The sequence below is a fragment of the Paenibacillus sp. FSL R7-0312 genome (assembly GCF_038004445.1).
Lineage (GTDB): Bacteria > Bacillota > Bacilli > Paenibacillales > Paenibacillaceae > Paenibacillus_AQ.
In genome coordinates this window covers 6,646,255-6,662,565 of sequence record NZ_JBBORE010000001.1, presented here as the reverse complement: position 1 = coordinate 6,662,565, position 16,311 = coordinate 6,646,255, and the positions used below count along the sequence as shown (strand labels likewise).

Below are 16,311 nucleotides of genomic sequence, written 5' to 3'. Positions count from 1 at the left end.
GAAGGATGCGGGGATGAAGAATCTGGCGGTTCTAATTACAAAGGCATTGATAAGTACAGCAATCCTTATTTCACTGCATTTGTTACTGATTTATGTACTGGGTATTCGGATCGAGGGCTGGAATCATGCCGTTTTATCAGACTTGGAACAAGTTTACGCCATTCCAGTCATTCTTGTATGTATCAATTATATTATTTTTTTTCGGGTTAATATTCTGAAATACAAACTCATTTGGTGGCTTGCCAACCTGGTGCCGGGATTTATTTTTTTAAGTGTATCTAGAGTAACTTATGATGCAAGTAAAGCTGAGGAAGATTTTTTGGGTCTGTTTGGTTATGATTTTCAATTGATTGCACTTCTTCCCTTCATTTACTTTGTTCTTCAGCTCTTCCTGCTGTATGTTTGGAAAGTGGAGCGGAGAAATGATCAAGACAAGTATTAAGGCTGATATTCCACAAGGAGATGAACATATAGAGTATGCGAAAACAAATCGTGGCGGGTACATGTGCAGTTGTTGCGGCCATCGGAATCTTTATTTATGCCGGAAGCGGTGAACGAAACACGGCTGACGTTGAAGGGGGACAGGGCAGCAGCCAGCCGGTTAGTCAGGCCGCTGTTCAGGACATTAAGCAGATGGTGTCTGATTACAGCTCGCGCACGTTGACGTCCCAGTCCGCCTCCATTACCTCCACCCAGCTCATCGTGGACAGCGGCGGTCCAAATGAAGTCACCTATGATTTGCCGGAGAACGAATTCTTTCTGTCGGTTGCCCCGTATGTGCAGAAGACGCATCCGTGTGCAACACACAGCCTGACCGGCTGCCAGGGGGAAATGGCGGGTCAGGAATTTTATGTATACATTGAAGACGCCGAAGGCAAGGAAGTGATGAAGCAGACCTTGAAGTCCCAGCCTAACGGGTTCATCGACCTATGGCTCCCGCGCGACCAGAAGCTTCAGATCACCGTCACGCATGACGGGAAACAAGCCATGACCGAAGTATCCACCTTCGAGAGCGATGACACCTGCCTAACCACTATGCAATTAAGTTAATCTATTTCTATTAGTTTACGGTCTAAGCCGTCTTCCGGGTTCTGCTATTCAGCGGCAGGGAGGCGGCTTTTTGCTGTGATCATTTACTGAACAAAATACAACATTTTTCTCGTGAGATCGATCGAAATACAACAATTCGCCCAAACACAGGGGTAACTGGTAATCAGAATTGTATTCCGTACAACAATTATGCCTATTCTTTGAAGGCTAGTCTTATGACATGGTTGACGGCCTGCCGAAATTCAAGCAGGAAATTATGGGCTTGAAGCTTAAGGACAACAACGCCCTACAACGATTTCATCAGCCAGATGGACAAAGTCGGTGCGGAGAATGCCGAGAAATTGATGTATCAGCACCACCTGAGGATATGTCAGAAGAAGGGTGTTTAATCTTGTTGATCTACACAAATCACAGGGAGAATCCGATAACTTGGGGTAAAGGGAAAATATTCAATAGATTCCTGATATTATATCTTGCTGATGAGGAACAGTGACCAAGTCTAAGGAGCGGAATATGATTATCAGTTTGATATTTGTTGCTTTAAGCGGATTAATGGGAGTGGGAATGTACTTTCTAGTCATCGGCATAGTCTTTTCTGCTGGCGGAGGCGGTTTATTTTGGGCAGCAACCGACTATAATCAACTGTCGTTTTATATTGTCCTTTTGTTAGTGTGCCTGGTAATCTGTTTTTTCTTTGCAAAACACTTATTAGAGAAGAACCTTCATCTTTTGCTTCTGATCTGTTTTAGCACGATAATGCTCTTATTCTTACTTGCGCCTTGGCTTACATAACTAGAGATTTATTCAAATAATAATCATTTTGCCTAATACATGTTAAAGCAAGGGAGAAAAACAATGAAGAAATCTATAAAGGCGGTACTCCAAGCCATTCTATATATACTGGCAGCAATTGCAATACATTTGATATTAATTTACTTTCTTGGGATCAGGATAGAGGGAGGAGGGGGAACAGAGTTAATATTTTTACTGTGTAAAACGTACATCCTTCCCCTCGCCATGTGCTTTCTCAACGGTGTATTGTTTATCTAAAAAAGCTGAGAATACTCCACCCTCGATAGGGTGGGGATGAATCAGTAGTTTTCGATTTCAAGACGAACGTATGTGCTATAATATGGATGAGATCACTAAAAGGAGGTGTTGCACATGCTCGTGTCTGCGCAGGAGGTTTCTTCGAAACCCCTGGTTCATCAAGCCTATAAATATCGGATCTACCCCAATACAGAGCAACAGCAACTCATTCGTCGAATGTTTGGCTGCTGCCGTTTTGTGTTCAATTACTTCTTGGGAGCTTGGAATCAAAGCTATGCGGAAACGGGAAAAGGCTTGTCTTATCACGCTTGTGCGACACAACTCCCCGGTTTAAAAGCACAATACGACTGGCTGAAAGAAGTCGATAGCATCGCTTTGCAGTCGGCTGCCCGTCATGTGGCGGATAGCTTTGATCGTTTTTTCAAGAAGCAAAATCAAGCGCCACGCTTCAAGAGCCGAAAGCATCCGATTCAAAGTTACACGACCAAATTCACCAACGGGAATATCGCCATGGAGGGCAGTCGCTTGAAGCTCCCCAAACTCGGCTGGATACGTTTTGCAAACTCCCGGAAGCTGGAAGGCCGGATATTGTCCGCTACCGTTCGTAAAAACGCCAGCGGGAAATTTTTCGTCTCGCTCGTTTGCGAAGTTCAAAAGAACCCTCTGCCCCAAGTGGATACACCTATTGGCATCGACTTAGGCTTGAAAGAATATGCAGTATGCTCAAACGGCGAACATATCGCCAATCCTCGCTTTTACCGTCAATACGAGAACAAGCTGGCGCTTTGGCAGCGGCGGATGGCTCGGCGTACTCCGGGCGGCTCCAACTGGAAGAAAGCAAGGCAGCATATCGCTCGTATTCACGAACGCATTGCCAATAAACGAAATGACTTCCTCCACAAGCTGACCACGAGACTGATTCGTGAAAACCAAACGATTAGTATCGAACATCTGCGTGTGGCGAATATGATTCAGAACCCCAAGCTTTCAAAATCCATTGCTGATGCGTCTTGGGGCGAGTGGGTGCGACAGCTGACGTATAAAGCGAAATGGTATGGACGAAATCTTCGGATCGCCGACACGTTTGAGCCGACCAGTCAGCGTTGCCATGTGTGTGGCACGATCCACCCCGAGGTGAAGAACCTGTCCATTCGGGAATGGACGTGTACGCCCTGCGGGACGATCCATGACCGTGACGAAAACGCCGCTCACAATATTGAACAAGTAGCGGTTTAACCCCCACCTAACCAAACGATAGAATTCAAGATTTCCCTAGCGTCAAAAATGTAAAACTGCGGGAACGCAGGGATCGCTTGCTCCATAAGAAGAGGGTACTCTTCTGTTCGCAAGAATCCGCCACTTCAAGCGTTAGCTAAGTGGGGGAGAATTCAATACAATGCCGAAGTATTCGGCTGAAATAATCTATCTGCTTCCAATAGGTATTATAATCATCCAATTAATCATGACTATATATTATCTTATTAATGTAAGAGTAATGGAAAAGAATATAAGGGGCCTATCGTGAGGTGATATGTATTTGAAGAATAAATTTGTTACTGGAATAAGGGCAGTTTCACAAGTGTTTTTTATCGCAGTGGTGCATTTATTTGTGATTCATTTTCTGAATATCAAAGCAGAGGCGTGGGACGAGGCAGCGGTACGACAAGCAATCATAATATATTCTGTTCTATTCATTATTCTGTATGTAACCTGCATGATGTCATTAGTAACAAGAAGAGTTAGATATAACTTACTTTGGTTTTGTGTAAGTACTATTCCTAGTGTTGGTTTTCTGTTTCTTCTTCATAAAGATAAAGTAAGTGAGCCTGCTGAATATGGTTTTATAGATTTGAAATTTGATAGCGGATTATTTGAATTGGTCATGATTTTCCCTTTTTACTATTTGGTAATACAAATAATTTTAGTTGTAGCACTATGGGTGTTGAAATTCCCTAAAAGGTACGAAGAAACATGATTGCCGCACCTGTTGTGCTAGGGGTATAATTAACTCAGACGAAGAACGTCCCAAGCTGCTGCTGGCAGAGGGGCGTTCTTTTTTTGCGTAAATGAGAGAGGGAGGTAACTGAATATGGAATTTGAAAACGCACATCAGCTGCTAATGGACCAGCATTTATCGGTCAGAACAGGGGAGCGCAGAGGCCGGCTGGCACGGGGGCATCAATATGCCGAGAAGCTATTCCTGCAAAATGTCTGGTGGCCGCTGTTCGGCAATCTGGATCATCTGCATCCTGAATATGAGGACCGGGATACCTTTTTGAATGGACTGGGCTGGAGAATTATACATTTCTCCTTCGATGATGTGCAGAACCGTCCTGAGATCTGCCGCATGCTGCTGCAAATGATCATTGCCCCTTCATTGATCCGGGTTCCGTCCGGGCAATCCCTCTCCCCGCAGGACAAGGAAATTGTTAAACTGGCTTGGAGCCTGGACAAGGGACTACGTCCCAAGGACGTGATGCTGCAACACCATCTGAACTTTCGGACGGCGCGTAAGCAGCTGCAGGAGCTGGTACGTAAAGGTCTGCTCCGTCCGGTGATGCAAAATTCATATATTTGTTATTACGAGCCGGTGCAGGGAGTACCCGATATGTTCCTGTAGTTGTTCCTGTAGTGGTTCGTGTAGTTGTTTCTGTAGCTGTTTATGTAAGTGCTGATGCATTGGCCCGGAAAAGAGCTTTGAGTATTCAAGTTGGTTTTGTGAGTTAGGGAGTCTGTTTGGAATGAGGTGTTGTCTCAGAGCTCCAGCCTATAGCGGCTAATGGGATTCTTAAGCTCGCGGATGTACAGGATAAAATGTTGTATGAAAGAGTCAATTTCATAATTCCAAACCCTTGCTGGGACTGTTTTTTTTAGGCATAGAAAAAGGAGTACCTCCCCAAGTTCTCGAAGATATAGGCGACCAAACCAACACCCGAGAACGAAAAGAGGTAATCCCTATCTATTCCATTCGACAAGAAGAACTGTTTTCCTTCAAGGAATTGTTCCTGATGCGCCCGGAAGATAAATACAGCCAAATCTTTGAACACTTAGATCTCGCCAAGGTTCTGCACGTTCTTCGGAAAAAGAACAACCGGGGCCGGCCCGAACAACTGAATGTACCTGCCATGATCTATTCCTTGCTCATCGCTAAAATGGAGAACATCGAGTTTGTTTCTTCCCTGGTCTGGCGTCTTACCCATAGCGAAGAGTTTCGGGCGCAGTGCCGATTTACCGGCTCCGATAATATCCCGAGCGAATCTTCGTATTCCCGTTTGATTCATGCGCTGGAGCACACGGGGATGCTTGAAAAACTGCAGGATACCTTGGTGACCTCTGCCCTAGAAGAAGGCTTTGTAACCGGCACACATATTGCCGTGGATTCCTCCATGGTCGAGGCTTGGGATTGCCAATTTAGCGAATCGGCCGCCAAGCGCCGTGCGGCTCGCCGAGGGCAAAAGCCAAATGAGGCTCCAGGAGCCCAGCAACTTCAGTTCAAACTTCCCGAGCCTGAGCCTGAGGCGGCTGTGAACGAACCACCGAAGAAACCCGTCTACGACAAGCGTGGACGTCCAACGAATGCGGCAAGGGAACGCCGGCGTCAGGAACAGGAAGCATATGACCAAAGTCTCGGACCGTTTCAGAAAACCATTGAAGCGATGTTACCTTACACGTATGACGAACTGCTGGCCGCGCTGCCCCGGCATGCCGCGCGTTGTGACAAGAAAAATACGAAGGGTCGAATGACGAGCTACTACGGTTTCAAGGCGAATCTGCTCGTCGATACGGACTGCCAGTATATCTTGAGCGGCCTCTTTAGTTCGGCGAATCCGAATGACCAGCGCATGGCCGTTATTCTTCTCAAAGGCCTGCCCCTGAAGTTTCCCACACTGAAGGTAAAGCATATCTTGGGCGACAAAGGGTACGACTGCGCGTCTATCTACCAGTTGATTCATTCGTTAGGTGCCTATCCGGCGATTCCCATGATTCACCGCAAAGATCCGCCCGAGGGAATGAACGTGGACTACACGCCGGTATGCTCCCAAGGACATGCCTACCGCTACGACAGTTTTGATGCCAAGTACGAAACGCTGAAGTATACCCAGCCGAGCGAGTGCAAAGGCTGCCCACTACTGGGTTCCGGATGCCAAAAGGTGTTTAAAATCCGCATCCAAACGGATTTGCGTAAGCATACCTATCCCGCAAGAGGGAGCGAAAGCTTTACAGAGCTGTACAAAAAGCGTACGGCAGTGGAACGTGTTTTTGCCTATCTCAAAGAGTATTTTGGCATGAAACGCACACGTCACCGCGGCGTACGGGCAAGTGTCGATTTCCAGCTCAGTACACTAGCTTACAATCTTAGTAAGTTTGCATTGGACAAGTTGAACAAACAGTTGAGCAAATCCCAGCAAGTAGCCTAATTTTCTAAAAAATGACCTCCGAAATACAACAATTATTACAATAATCGGCTTGGTGGAGGAGAATTGCTGCATTTCGGTTCGGCCCCTTAATTATGGAGTCATTCTCTTGAAATCTCTGGTTCTTGCAGTTTCTTAAAGTGAGATGTTTACCTCTGCCACTTGGCCTGCTCTCCATGCCGCATGGTATTGGTTAGGACTCAATCGGTTTAAACTGCCGTGAAAGCGGCGTTCGTTGTAAAATTCAATGTACTCCGTGACAGTCTCGTAGGCTTCTTCAAAGGTTTCAAAGTACATTTTGCTGTAGAGATCTCGTTCTAAAATGCTGTGGAAGGACTCAATATATGCATTCATATTCGGCGTTTTAGGCGGAATCCGTTCATGAATCAAAGGTTCATCCGGGTCCATACACATCTCTGCAAAAGCATGACTGAGAAATTGAGGACCATTGTCTGAGCGAAGAATAGGCCTAGCCCCTCCAGGCTGTATACGGGCCTTCAACGCCTGCTTAATGGTCGTGCAGATCTCCTTTGCACTGCAACTTGCACCCAAGTGGTAGCCGACAATACAGCGGTCAAACACATCAATCATGTCAAAGATAAAAAAGAAGCGGTCGTAGCCATGAATGTATCCGTACTTAATATCTATTTGCCAAAGTTGGTTGGCTCCGGTAACCACGCGGTTTTGGGCAAGCCGTCTTGGATATCTCACTTTCTTGTCAGGTTTCTTTTGGAGCAGCCCTAGCTTTTTACAAAGCCGGTAGGCCTTCTTGTGGTTCAGAATTAAGTCATGCTGGATGTAGAGGGCATGCGCTAAGTTACGGTAACCGTAGCCGTGTTCCTCGCCTGCAACGAGTTCGCTAAGCCATTCTTCGATCTGCTCGTCGCTGACCTTCTGGCCGTCTTTCGTCAACGAATACGCTGGGATCGGTCTTCCGGCTGTCCCTAAGCTTACCGTAGATTTGGTGTTCTCCTTTTGACGCTGTTTGCGGGCATAGTAGGTCGATTCCAGCACACCCACCAGCCGAAGTACCACCGATACCGCATAGCCCCGCTTAATGCTTTCATCGGCTATTTCAAGTCTGTCTTGTAAGCGGGGTTGGTCTTTTTTAGCAGTTCACGCAGGAGTTCGATCTCCAAATCCTTTTCGCCCAGCAGTTTAATCGCAGTGTCCATTTTGGTCTCTAACTCTTGGACACGTTTGGCATCTTCAATACGTTCGTTAACTGAAGGTGTCGCTTGCTCACCAAATCGTTCTTTGTAGAACTTCACCCAGTTCGTAATCGTGCTGGGAGAAACTGAATATTTACGGGCGAGGAAAGAGAGCTTCGTCCCATTAATCGCTTCCTGGGCAACTTTAATCCGTTGTTCATCGTACAACTTGTTACTTTTCATGTCCTCATCCCCTTCTCTATTAGTGTACCTTATGCATCTTTAGGACTCCAATTCGATTAGGGGGCTTAAGAGATTTTGTGCAACAATTTCCAATTTCGGCCCTTTTAAGGAGGGAAATGTTGTATTGAGTGCAGGATTTAGAGTAATAGTGGCCTTACTTCGCTCCATTCGCTCCATCTGCTCCAAACGCACTATGAGGATGCGCGCGGACCAGGCAGGATTACTATATAGACATTAAGAAGTTTATCGACCTGAAGAATTTCACCGACCTGTTCGCCCACGGATTTGCGCAGATGAACCAGCTCATAGATTCGTGTAATGAACCTGCTCGTGGACAGCTTATAGTCTTGTTAACGTTCTATTCACAATACTCTGTTAGTCTCTATAAGTGTCAGGCGGATGATCATCCGGACTACAATATATAAGATGATGCGGAGGATAATATGGAAAAAACTATGAATAAAAGGCTGGCCGCTGGTCTGACAATATTAGCTGTAATCGGGTTAAGCATGAGCCTCATATTTCCCGGGAAACATGTCAAGGCCGGGACGGCTCAAACCAAGCCAGTGGTACCTCAGACTGAAGCACCTGCCGCCAATCTGGAGGATATCGCGGGTCTGACTGCTTTCGTTGACGGAATCATGGAAGAGGATATGAACCGGCTGCAAATTCCGGGAGCGGTGATCTCCATCGTTAAGGACGGCAAGATCATTTTGGACAAAGGGTATGGCAGTTCCAATCTGAAACAAGCGGCTCCGGTTGACCCTGTAACCAGCATGTTCCGTATCGCTTCTACGACCAAGCTGTTCACCTGGACTGCTGTAATGCAGCTGGTGGAACAAGGTAAGATTGAGCTGGACACGGACATTAACACCTACCTGAAATCCGTGAAGATTCCCGCCACTTATCCTGAACCCGTCACCATGCGTCATTTGATGACCCATACAGCAGGGTTTGAAGAGGGGGGAGTCGGTTATCAGATCGTCACTGATCCAGCCGGATTGCCTGGGTCCATCTCGGAAACACTCCATAAACATATGCTTGCCCGGATCAGACCGCCCGGTGAGATGAGTGCCTATTCTAACTATGGTGCCACGCTTGCGGGTATGATTGTGGAGGATGTAAGCGGCATTCCATACAATGAATATATTCAAAAGTATATTTTCGATCCGCTGGACATGAAATATTCGACGGTCGTGGAGCCATTGCCGGACTCATTCATCCCGTACCAGGTGGTAGGGTATAATAGCGAGAATGGAAGCTTTATTCCAGGCACGCCTACATTCGAGGGCGGATTTCGTCCTGCCGGCTCGGGTACCGTATCTGCGGTAGACATGGCACACTTCATGATCGCCCATCTGCAGGACGGGAGATATGGAGACCGGCAGATTCTGAAGCCTGAGACTGCTGCATTCATGCATTCAACGGCATTCCAGCTCGATAAGCGCCTGCCGGGAGTAGCACTCGGATTCGCTGAGAAGCGGGTGAACGGGTTAACATTAATCTCTCATGGCGGCTCCGATCCGATGTTTAATACGGAATTGTTTCTCGCACCTGCCAAGCAACTGGGGATTTTCTTATCCTACAATGGCGGTCAAGGCAGTGAATCGGCAGCAAAACTGGTCCAGGCCTTGTTCAACCGGTATTATCCCGCTCCCGAAGTGAAGCAGCCGGAGTTCTCGGCTTCTGGGGAATCCGTGCAGAAATATGCCGGCTCCTATCAATTTACACGCCGCAACATAAGTGATATTGACAAGTTCTTTAACTTTTTTGCCCAGCTGAATGTTACGATTGCGGATAATAAGCTATCCTTGGGAAGCGGCAGTGAACAACAGCTGTACAGAGCCATCGGTCCTAACCTGTTCCAGCTTGAAGGAGGGACCGATCAAATCGGCTTCCTTACGGATGAGTCCGGCAAAGTTACACATATGCTCCTGGACATGGCTCCGGAGATGCCGCTGGAGCGTACGCCCCTTTTGGACCAGAGTAAGTTTTGGCTTATCCTCCTTGGTGTCGTGGGATTCATTTTCATCACGGCATTGCCCGGCCCCCTCTTCTTCAGACGCAGGTTCAAGGCGATGACGCCCCCAGAAAAGCGGGCCATCCGATTATCTGCGGGAACTGCCGGCTGGGCGCTGTTATCTTTTATTACTCTGTTTATGGTTATTATGTCCATGGACATTATGCAGAAGCTCAGCGGTATCAGTCCTTTGCTGTCTGTCAGCCTGGTTATGCCAATCATTATGGCGGGCTTGACCTTAGCAATGTTAATCTCGGCTATATTGGTTTGGATAAATAAGTATTGGACCGCCTTTAAACGGGTGCATTACACGTTAGTGACGCTTTCGGCTGTCGTACTGATGATCTTCTTCTACTATTGGAATCTGCTCGGCTGGCAGTTTGGATAACGCTTAAGAGAGAAGGATGATCGTGGCTACTATACTTATCGCGGATGATGATGATAATATCCGGAAGCTGATGTCTCTATATCTGCGCAAAGAAGGGTTCGACCTCGAAGAAGCCGGGGACGGCACCAAGGCCTTGTCCATCATAGAGGATTCACAGATCGATCTTGTCATTCTGGATATTATGATGCCGGGACTGAATGGCTGGGAGCTGTGCAGGGAAATCAGGCGTTCGGATGCCAACCTCCCCCTCCTCATGGTGACGGCCAAAGCGGAATCTGCCCACAAAATCAAAGGGTTTCAGCTCGGAACGGATGATTACCTGACCAAGCCGTTTGATCCGGTGGAACTGGTGATGCGGGTAAAAGCGCTGCTCAAACGCTCACTGGTAGTTACTTCACAGTCCGTGCAGCTCGGCAATGTGGTGCTTAACCGCCGGACCTTTCAGGTTACACGCAGTGGGGCACCGGTCACGCTTCCCTTGAAGGAATTTGATCTTCTGTTTCTGCTGATCAGTCACCCCGGGCAGATCTTCACCAGAGAACAACTGATTCAGCAAATCTGGGGACTCCATTATGAAGGGGACGGGCGGACTGTAGATGTGCATATCAGCCGGCTGAGGGAGAAGTTCAGCGGCAATGGCGAGGGTTTTCAAATCGAAACCGCCCGCGGCCTGGGATACCGGCTGATCCCTGAGCCATGATCAAGACACTGTATGTTCGGGTCATTCTTACGTTTCTCAGTATCATCATCTTCAGCCTGATCTGTTCCTTTTTCATTGGCTTGTATGTTTTTCAGCAGCAAATAAGCTATAAGGGACAGAGCGAAATGCTCGCAGTGGGCCAGGAGATCATTCACCGCTATGATGACGCCAAGCCTAAAGATACCAATGAGTTCCTGAATAGTATGGTTAAGATATCGGCACATCCCATTAACCTGTACGATCCATCCGGAGAACATACTTTTTACGGGCTCTCGGATAGTCCGGCTGTGACCATCACCCCCGGGGTTGTCCGGCAAGTGCTGCAGGGAAAGATTTATCGTTCCTCGACGGAAGATAAGGATACGTTCATCGGGATGCCCTTTATGCTCAAGGGGGAGTGGTATGCAATGTTCTTGCAGTACTCTGCCGAGAATGAGGATATCGTCAACCGGATGGTACTCTTTGTGCTGCTGCTAGTGCTTGTGCTGGGAAGTGTATGTATTGTTGTGGCTGCCAGATATCTGGTGGAGCCGATCAAGGCATTGACGGATGCAACCAAAAGACTGGCCAAAGGTGACTTCGAGGTGGATCTTAAAAGGAACCGTGTGGACGAGATCGGGGAGTTGACGCAAAGCTATGTAGAGATGGCCGGAGAATTGAAGCAGCTGGAGTTGATGAGGCAGGATTTCGTATCGAATGTCTCTCATGAAATCCAGACACCGCTCACATCTATTTCCGGCTTTGCCAAGGCGCTGCAGAATAATGATTTGATTGCGGAGGAGGAGCGCAAGGACTATCTGGATATCATCATTGCGGAGAGTGGACGTCTGTCGAGACTAAGTGATAATTTGCTGAAGCTCGCTTCCCTGGATTCCGGACATCATCCCTTCCAAGCAGGCTTCTTCCGGCTTGACGAGCAGATTAGAACTATTGTTGTGACCTGTGAGCCGCAATGGTCTGCCCGAAGCATCGTTATCGATCTGGAACTGCCCGAAGCCGTCAATATCATTGGTGATGAAGACCAACTGAAGCAAGTATGGATGAATCTGCTCAGCAACAGCATCAAGTTCACGCCTGAAGGCGGGAAGATCCGTATCCGTGTAGACAGCAGTGCAGCAGAAGTATCCGTCACCATCAGCGATAACGGCATCGGGATTTCTCCGGAAGAGGTTGGCGCCATATTCCAAAGATTCTATAAAGCAGACAAGTCGCGCAGGGGAAATAACAACGGGAACGGTCTGGGGCTTGCGATTGTCCAAAAAATCGTTTCCCTGCATCAGGGGAGCATTGAGGTGGACGTTACGGCTGAAGAGGGAACCACGATGATCGTCAGGTTGCCCGTACACCATTCATGATGAAATCCTTGAATTGCCGGTCCGCTGCCCGGTCTTCCTCGGTAACCAAACCGCCCCGCTGATGGGTAATAATTACGGCTTTTTGTAAATACATGAAATACAGGCGGGTGGACTTCTGCAGAATGTCCAGCCACTTCTTTTTGTCCTCCAGAGTCACAGATTCGGTCTCAAGGCGTATTAACCCCGAATAACAGACTTCCATAGCCTTCTTGAAATCAGGCAGGTCCGCAGGATTCTTGGACAGGGTGCTGTAGTATACTCCGAAAATGGCATCATAGTAGATCAGTGACTCCTGATGATCTCTCAGCGCCAGGTATTGATTCAGAATCTTCTCCAGTGACTGTACAGGCTGTGCAAAATCAAAGTCAAACAGCAGCTGTCCAAACATCTGCTCCAGGTTCAGGACATAGATTTGAGCGGCTAATTCTTCCTTGTCCTTATAATGATGATACAAAGTGCGCCGGGAGACGCCGGCTTGCTCCGCTATTTGAGCCATACCCGTGCGCTCAATACCTTGAGCACAGAACAAGCCCAGCGCTGTATCCTTAATAATCTCCCTCGTCCATTGCATCTGCTTTTCACGCAAATTCAATGATTTTCTCCCCTGTCTTATGCTAATGTTCCGAAGCTTCCAGAATTATCTCTGCGCCGGCTCCGGCATCGTGAGGAACTTGCTGCCCACTGAATAGGGTTTCCGATCGTTGACCGCATCACCTAGCCACTTCAGAAGCTTCACGCCATCCTGCTCAGCGAGATAGACGTTGATGTTGTTCTGAAAGTGGATCAGAATCTCTTCATATACCGAGTAGGATTGCAATAGTACCGTACCTGCATGCATTAGATGACCGTTCGCTTTAAAAGCTGCCCCGATGATATCCGCTTCGGGGGCATACCCGAAGTTCTTAACGAAATCTGCGTGCCATTCGTGATCGTGATTTTCCTCATTCTTCTCATGTCATCTCTCCCTTACTTGGAGTATGCGACAAGAATACTCATTGCACAAGGTGTATACTTATATGCGAAAGAAAGATCAATTGTATTCGTTAAAGATACCTATACCCCTTGGTTTCGCAGAAATGAAGTGAACTACGTTCCAAGGGTGAAAATATCAACCGCTACTTTTTAGGGTGGAGTCGATATTATTAAGTATCTTATCTGATATAATATGAGACTGAAGAGACGGTGCTAACTTATAGCGAATATCAGCATAACATGCTGCAAATATACGGAGGGATATTTATTGTTGGTCCATACTAAACTTCATATCCCCCATGTCCGTAAATCTCTGGTAGCCCGGCCGAGGCTGCTTCATAAGCTGAATGAAGGAAGGGAGGCTAAGTTAACACTGATTTCCGCTCAGGCTGGATATGGCAAAACTACGGCATTAAGTGAATGGGTGAAACAATGCCTCAGCGTTGTGGCCTGGGTTTCGCTGGACGCACAGGATAATGATTGGATCCAGTTCTGGAGTTACTTCACCGCTTCTATTCAGGAGAGAGAGCCCGGATTCGGCTTAGCGGTGCAATCCCTGCTGGATAGCGGTCCTTCACAATCTTCAGAGCCTGCGATTATGGAATTGTTGAATGCATTGAATGCTTTTCCGAACGAATTGGTAGTTATACTCGATGATTATCATGTCATAGAACTTCCCGCTATTCATCAATCCATCACCTATCTGCTAGAGCATTTACCTCCACATATTCACCTCTATATTGCAAGTCGTACGGATCTGTCCATACCTACTGCCAGGCTGCTGGCCAAAGGTGAATTCCATCAGATTAAAATGCAGGATTTGCGTTTTCATTTGGACGAAGGACTTGTTTTTTTTCGCGAAACAACGGATTTAGGCTTAACTCCAGACCAAGTGGAGATGCTGTTCCGGCAGACGGAAGGCTGGATCAGCGGCTTGCAGCTGGCAGCCCTTTCTTTGAAGCAAAGTGACAATATTTCGGCTACCCTTCAGCAGTTCAGCGGCCATCAGCATGATATTTCCGATTATTTGCTGCAAGAGGTATTTCACCATCAGCCGGAGCAGATACGTGCTTTTTTATTGGAAACCTCCATCCTGAACCGCATGAACGCTTCCTTATGCCAGGCAGTAACCGGTCAGGCGAATGCTCAAGCACAATTGGAGAGACTGGAGCAAATGAATTTATTCATTGTCCCCTTGGATGATCATCGGACATGGTACAGGTATCATCACCTGCTCTCGGATTTCTTACAGCAGCTATTGTTCAGAACAGACACAGATCAATGGATGCAGGTGCATGTTCGCGCGGCAGAGTGGCTGGAGTCACAAGGCTTTGACGAAGAAGCGGTGGAACATTATTTAGAAGGGAAATATTATCCGGATGCTGTCCGGTTAATTGAGAAAAATCTACATACGTTAGTCCAGACGAAAAGTGTTGTATTGATCCGATGGGTCTCTGTTTTACCGGAAAACTCCTTTGCTGAGAAGCCAATGGTTGAATTATTTTATATTTCTGTCTTATTGGGCGTTGGGGAATGGACCGAAGCTTTTCACAGAGTGAAACAGGCAACCATCCGGTTTCAAGCACTGGAGGGCAAAGTATCGGATGCGGAATGGAAGCAGGCCATGGGCAATATCTACTTTTTCCATGCGATCACCTCCTATCTGCACAAAGATGTGGAACGAACGTCAGACTACTTCGGGCTGGTTGAGCAGTATATGCCGGAAGGCAGTTTCTTTCAGACGGTGGGACGCAACAGATACCAGGGCTTTGATTCATTTGACGATCTATTGACCCATATCAATGATCTTCATGCAGCGGATGCATTCCTGCCCAAATGGATCAGCGTGTGGCAGAACAAGCAGGAATACCCTTTTCTCGGATTCTTATGCGCTTCCTACAGCAAGCTGTTATACGAGTGGAACCGGCTCGAAGAGGCGGAGAGGTATGCTGCGATGGTGCTCGGACGCCAGGATATGCAGCCCTTTGCGCGGATAATGATCCAAATATCCATGAATGCTTCACGGATCCAGCAAGCAAAAGGCAATCCGATCCGGGCCAGAGCGCTGCTGAACGAGTTGAAAATGCAAATTGCCTCTCCGGATTACGAATTGTTTATGTACAGAATTGAAGCAGAACAGGCTTGTCTGTCCCTGGAGCAAGGCTTACTTCAAGAGGCTTTAGACTGGCTGCAAAGCTGCGGTCTTGCGCATACGGATGAGGTTTCGTTGAATCGGGTGACAGAATATCTTGCTTTTGCCAGAGTACTTATTGCTTGTGAGCGGATGGATGAAGCACTGTACTTGCTGGAACAGTTAAATCGCATGTTGGGGAGGGAAGACCGTCTGCGTGATCGTATTCAGGTCATCATTCTGCAAAGTCTGACGCTTCAGCGCTCTGGTCAAATGGAGGCGGCGCTGATTCAGGTAGAGGCAGCCCTGCAAAAGGCAGAGCCGGGGGGGTATATTCGCAGCTTTATAGATGAAGGCCCTGTGATGGCAGAGCTTCTGGCGGCTTATGGGAAGAGACTTCAAGATAATCACTTGGGGGATAAGCTGCTTGTTACTTCTGGTTATGTGCAGCAACTGCTTCAGGCTATGCAGGTCAAGAGCCAAGACAGCTTACCAGCCGAACAGCCCCGTAAAGAACTACTGACCGATCAGGAAACGAAGGTCCTAGTATTGATTGCGGCTGGTTTGGCGAACAAGGAAATTGCATCAGATCTAAACATCACTGGCGAAACTGTAAAGTTTCATATCCGGAATGTGTATAGAAAGCTTGAAGCGAACAATCGGATACATGCCTTGCAGCGTGCCAAAGAGTTAAAGATATTCGTTGAATAATTATTAGGCCTACCTCCCCAAATGGGGAGTTATTTTTTTGCACGGAAAGGCTTATAGTGGGATGAATACAATGAGAAATGACACAAAGAAGCTAGGAGATCGGAAATATTTGTGAGAGATATATG

At 47.3% G+C, this 16,311-nt stretch carries 15 protein-coding genes; 11 read left to right on the top strand and 4 right to left on the bottom strand.

The window, feature by feature from the left end; translation table 11 throughout:
* The first annotated feature begins 13 nt into the window (after positions 1-13).
* The 7 genes from MKX70_RS29005 to MKX70_RS28975 all read left to right on the top strand — a co-directional run bounded on the left by MKX70_RS29005 (position 14) and on the right by MKX70_RS28975 (position 6,518).
* The gene (locus MKX70_RS29005) at positions 14-442 is read left to right on the top strand and encodes a hypothetical protein (RefSeq protein WP_042234566.1); all 429 of its coding nucleotides are present in this window, start codon (positions 14-16) and stop codon (positions 440-442) included.
* A 35-nt stretch (positions 443-477) separates the two neighbouring features.
* Positions 478-1,050, top strand: a complete 573-nt coding sequence (locus MKX70_RS29000) for a CueP family metal-binding protein (protein WP_042234568.1) — start codon at positions 478-480, stop codon at positions 1,048-1,050.
* Between the two features lie 513 nt (positions 1,051-1,563).
* A complete protein-coding gene (locus MKX70_RS28995) occupies positions 1,564-1,842 on the top strand; it encodes a hypothetical protein (protein ID WP_042234572.1) in 279 nt (92 codons plus the stop codon).
* A gap of 372 nt (positions 1,843-2,214) precedes the next feature.
* The gene (tnpB, locus tag MKX70_RS28990) at positions 2,215-3,336 is read left to right on the top strand and encodes an IS200/IS605 family element RNA-guided endonuclease TnpB (RefSeq protein ID WP_340841366.1); all 1,122 of its coding nucleotides are present in this window, start codon (positions 2,215-2,217) and stop codon (positions 3,334-3,336) included.
* A 301-nt stretch (positions 3,337-3,637) separates the two neighbouring features.
* Entirely contained in the window at positions 3,638-4,075 is a 438-nt protein-coding gene (locus MKX70_RS28985; protein WP_042234578.1) for a hypothetical protein, read from the top strand.
* 114 nt (positions 4,076-4,189) lie between these two features.
* A complete protein-coding gene (locus MKX70_RS28980; RefSeq protein ID WP_042234579.1) occupies positions 4,190-4,720 on the top strand; it encodes a hypothetical protein in 531 nt (176 codons plus the stop codon).
* 232 nt (positions 4,721-4,952) lie between these two features.
* Positions 4,953-6,518, top strand: a complete 1,566-nt coding sequence (locus tag MKX70_RS28975) for a transposase (RefSeq protein ID WP_340788734.1) — start codon at positions 4,953-4,955, stop codon at positions 6,516-6,518.
* Positions 6,519-6,650: 132 nt separating this feature from the next.
* Here MKX70_RS28975 and MKX70_RS28970 read toward each other — a convergent pair whose 3' ends face one another.
* Entirely contained in the window at positions 6,651-7,550 is a 900-nt protein-coding gene (locus MKX70_RS28970; protein WP_052416376.1) for an IS3 family transposase, read from the bottom strand.
* 35 nt (positions 7,551-7,585) lie between these two features.
* Entirely contained in the window at positions 7,586-7,909 is a 324-nt protein-coding gene (locus MKX70_RS28965; protein ID WP_042236251.1) for a transposase, read from the bottom strand.
* 443 nt (positions 7,910-8,352) lie between these two features.
* Here MKX70_RS28965 and MKX70_RS28960 point away from each other — a divergent pair, with 443 nt between their 5' ends.
* Genes MKX70_RS28960 through MKX70_RS28950 form a run of 3 tightly spaced genes read left to right on the top strand, consistent with a single transcriptional unit; the run spans position 8,353 to position 12,372 of the window.
* Positions 8,353-10,317 carry a serine hydrolase domain-containing protein gene (locus tag MKX70_RS28960; protein ID WP_231637816.1) on the top strand — a complete coding sequence of 655 codons (1,965 nt, stop codon included), beginning with the start codon at positions 8,353-8,355 and terminating at the stop codon, positions 10,315-10,317.
* Positions 10,318-10,339: 22 nt separating this feature from the next.
* Complete coding sequence (locus tag MKX70_RS28955) at positions 10,340-11,017, top strand: response regulator transcription factor (RefSeq protein ID WP_042242054.1); 678 nt, start codon at positions 10,340-10,342, stop codon at positions 11,015-11,017.
* On the top strand, positions 11,014-12,372 hold the full coding sequence (locus tag MKX70_RS28950) for a HAMP domain-containing sensor histidine kinase (protein WP_042234584.1): 1,359 nt from the start codon (positions 11,014-11,016) through the stop codon (positions 12,370-12,372). The genes MKX70_RS28955 and MKX70_RS28950 overlap by 4 nt, the downstream gene beginning before the upstream one ends.
* Here the strand turns inward: MKX70_RS28950 and MKX70_RS28945 are convergent.
* Entirely contained in the window at positions 12,347-12,964 is a 618-nt protein-coding gene (locus MKX70_RS28945; RefSeq protein WP_052416190.1) for a TetR/AcrR family transcriptional regulator, read from the bottom strand. The genes MKX70_RS28950 and MKX70_RS28945 overlap by 26 nt on opposite strands.
* 45 nt (positions 12,965-13,009) lie before the next feature.
* Positions 13,010-13,189 (bottom strand): hypothetical protein, encoded by a 180-nt coding sequence (locus tag MKX70_RS28940; protein WP_197073063.1) that lies wholly within the window; start codon positions 13,187-13,189, stop codon positions 13,010-13,012.
* Between the two features lie 426 nt (positions 13,190-13,615).
* Between MKX70_RS28940 and MKX70_RS28935 the strand changes: the two genes are divergently transcribed.
* Complete coding sequence (locus MKX70_RS28935; RefSeq protein WP_340841365.1) at positions 13,616-16,186, top strand: LuxR C-terminal-related transcriptional regulator; 2,571 nt, start codon at positions 13,616-13,618, stop codon at positions 16,184-16,186.
* Positions 16,187-16,311: the final 125 nt, after the last annotated feature.

What these genes read in the sequence shown, in the direction of transcription:
- MKX70_RS29005 (WP_042234566.1), top strand. Translation starts at nt 14, where the DNA reads ATGAAGAATCTGGCGGTTCTAATTACAAAGGCATTGATAAGTACAGCA.
- MKX70_RS29000 (WP_042234568.1), top strand. Translation starts at nt 478, where the DNA reads ATGCGAAAACAAATCGTGGCGGGTACATGTGCAGTTGTTGCGGCCATC.
- MKX70_RS28995 (WP_042234572.1), top strand. Translation starts at nt 1,564, where the DNA reads ATGATTATCAGTTTGATATTTGTTGCTTTAAGCGGATTAATGGGAGTG.
- tnpB (WP_340841366.1), top strand. Translation starts at nt 2,215, where the DNA reads ATGCTCGTGTCTGCGCAGGAGGTTTCTTCGAAACCCCTGGTTCATCAA.
- MKX70_RS28980 (WP_042234579.1), top strand. Translation starts at nt 4,190, where the DNA reads ATGGAATTTGAAAACGCACATCAGCTGCTAATGGACCAGCATTTATCG.
- MKX70_RS28965 (WP_042236251.1), bottom strand. Translation starts at nt 7,909, where the DNA reads ATGAAAAGTAACAAGTTGTACGATGAACAACGGATTAAAGTTGCCCAG.
- MKX70_RS28960 (WP_231637816.1), top strand. Translation starts at nt 8,353, where the DNA reads ATGGAAAAAACTATGAATAAAAGGCTGGCCGCTGGTCTGACAATATTA.
- MKX70_RS28950 (WP_042234584.1), top strand. Translation starts at nt 11,014, where the DNA reads ATGATCAAGACACTGTATGTTCGGGTCATTCTTACGTTTCTCAGTATC.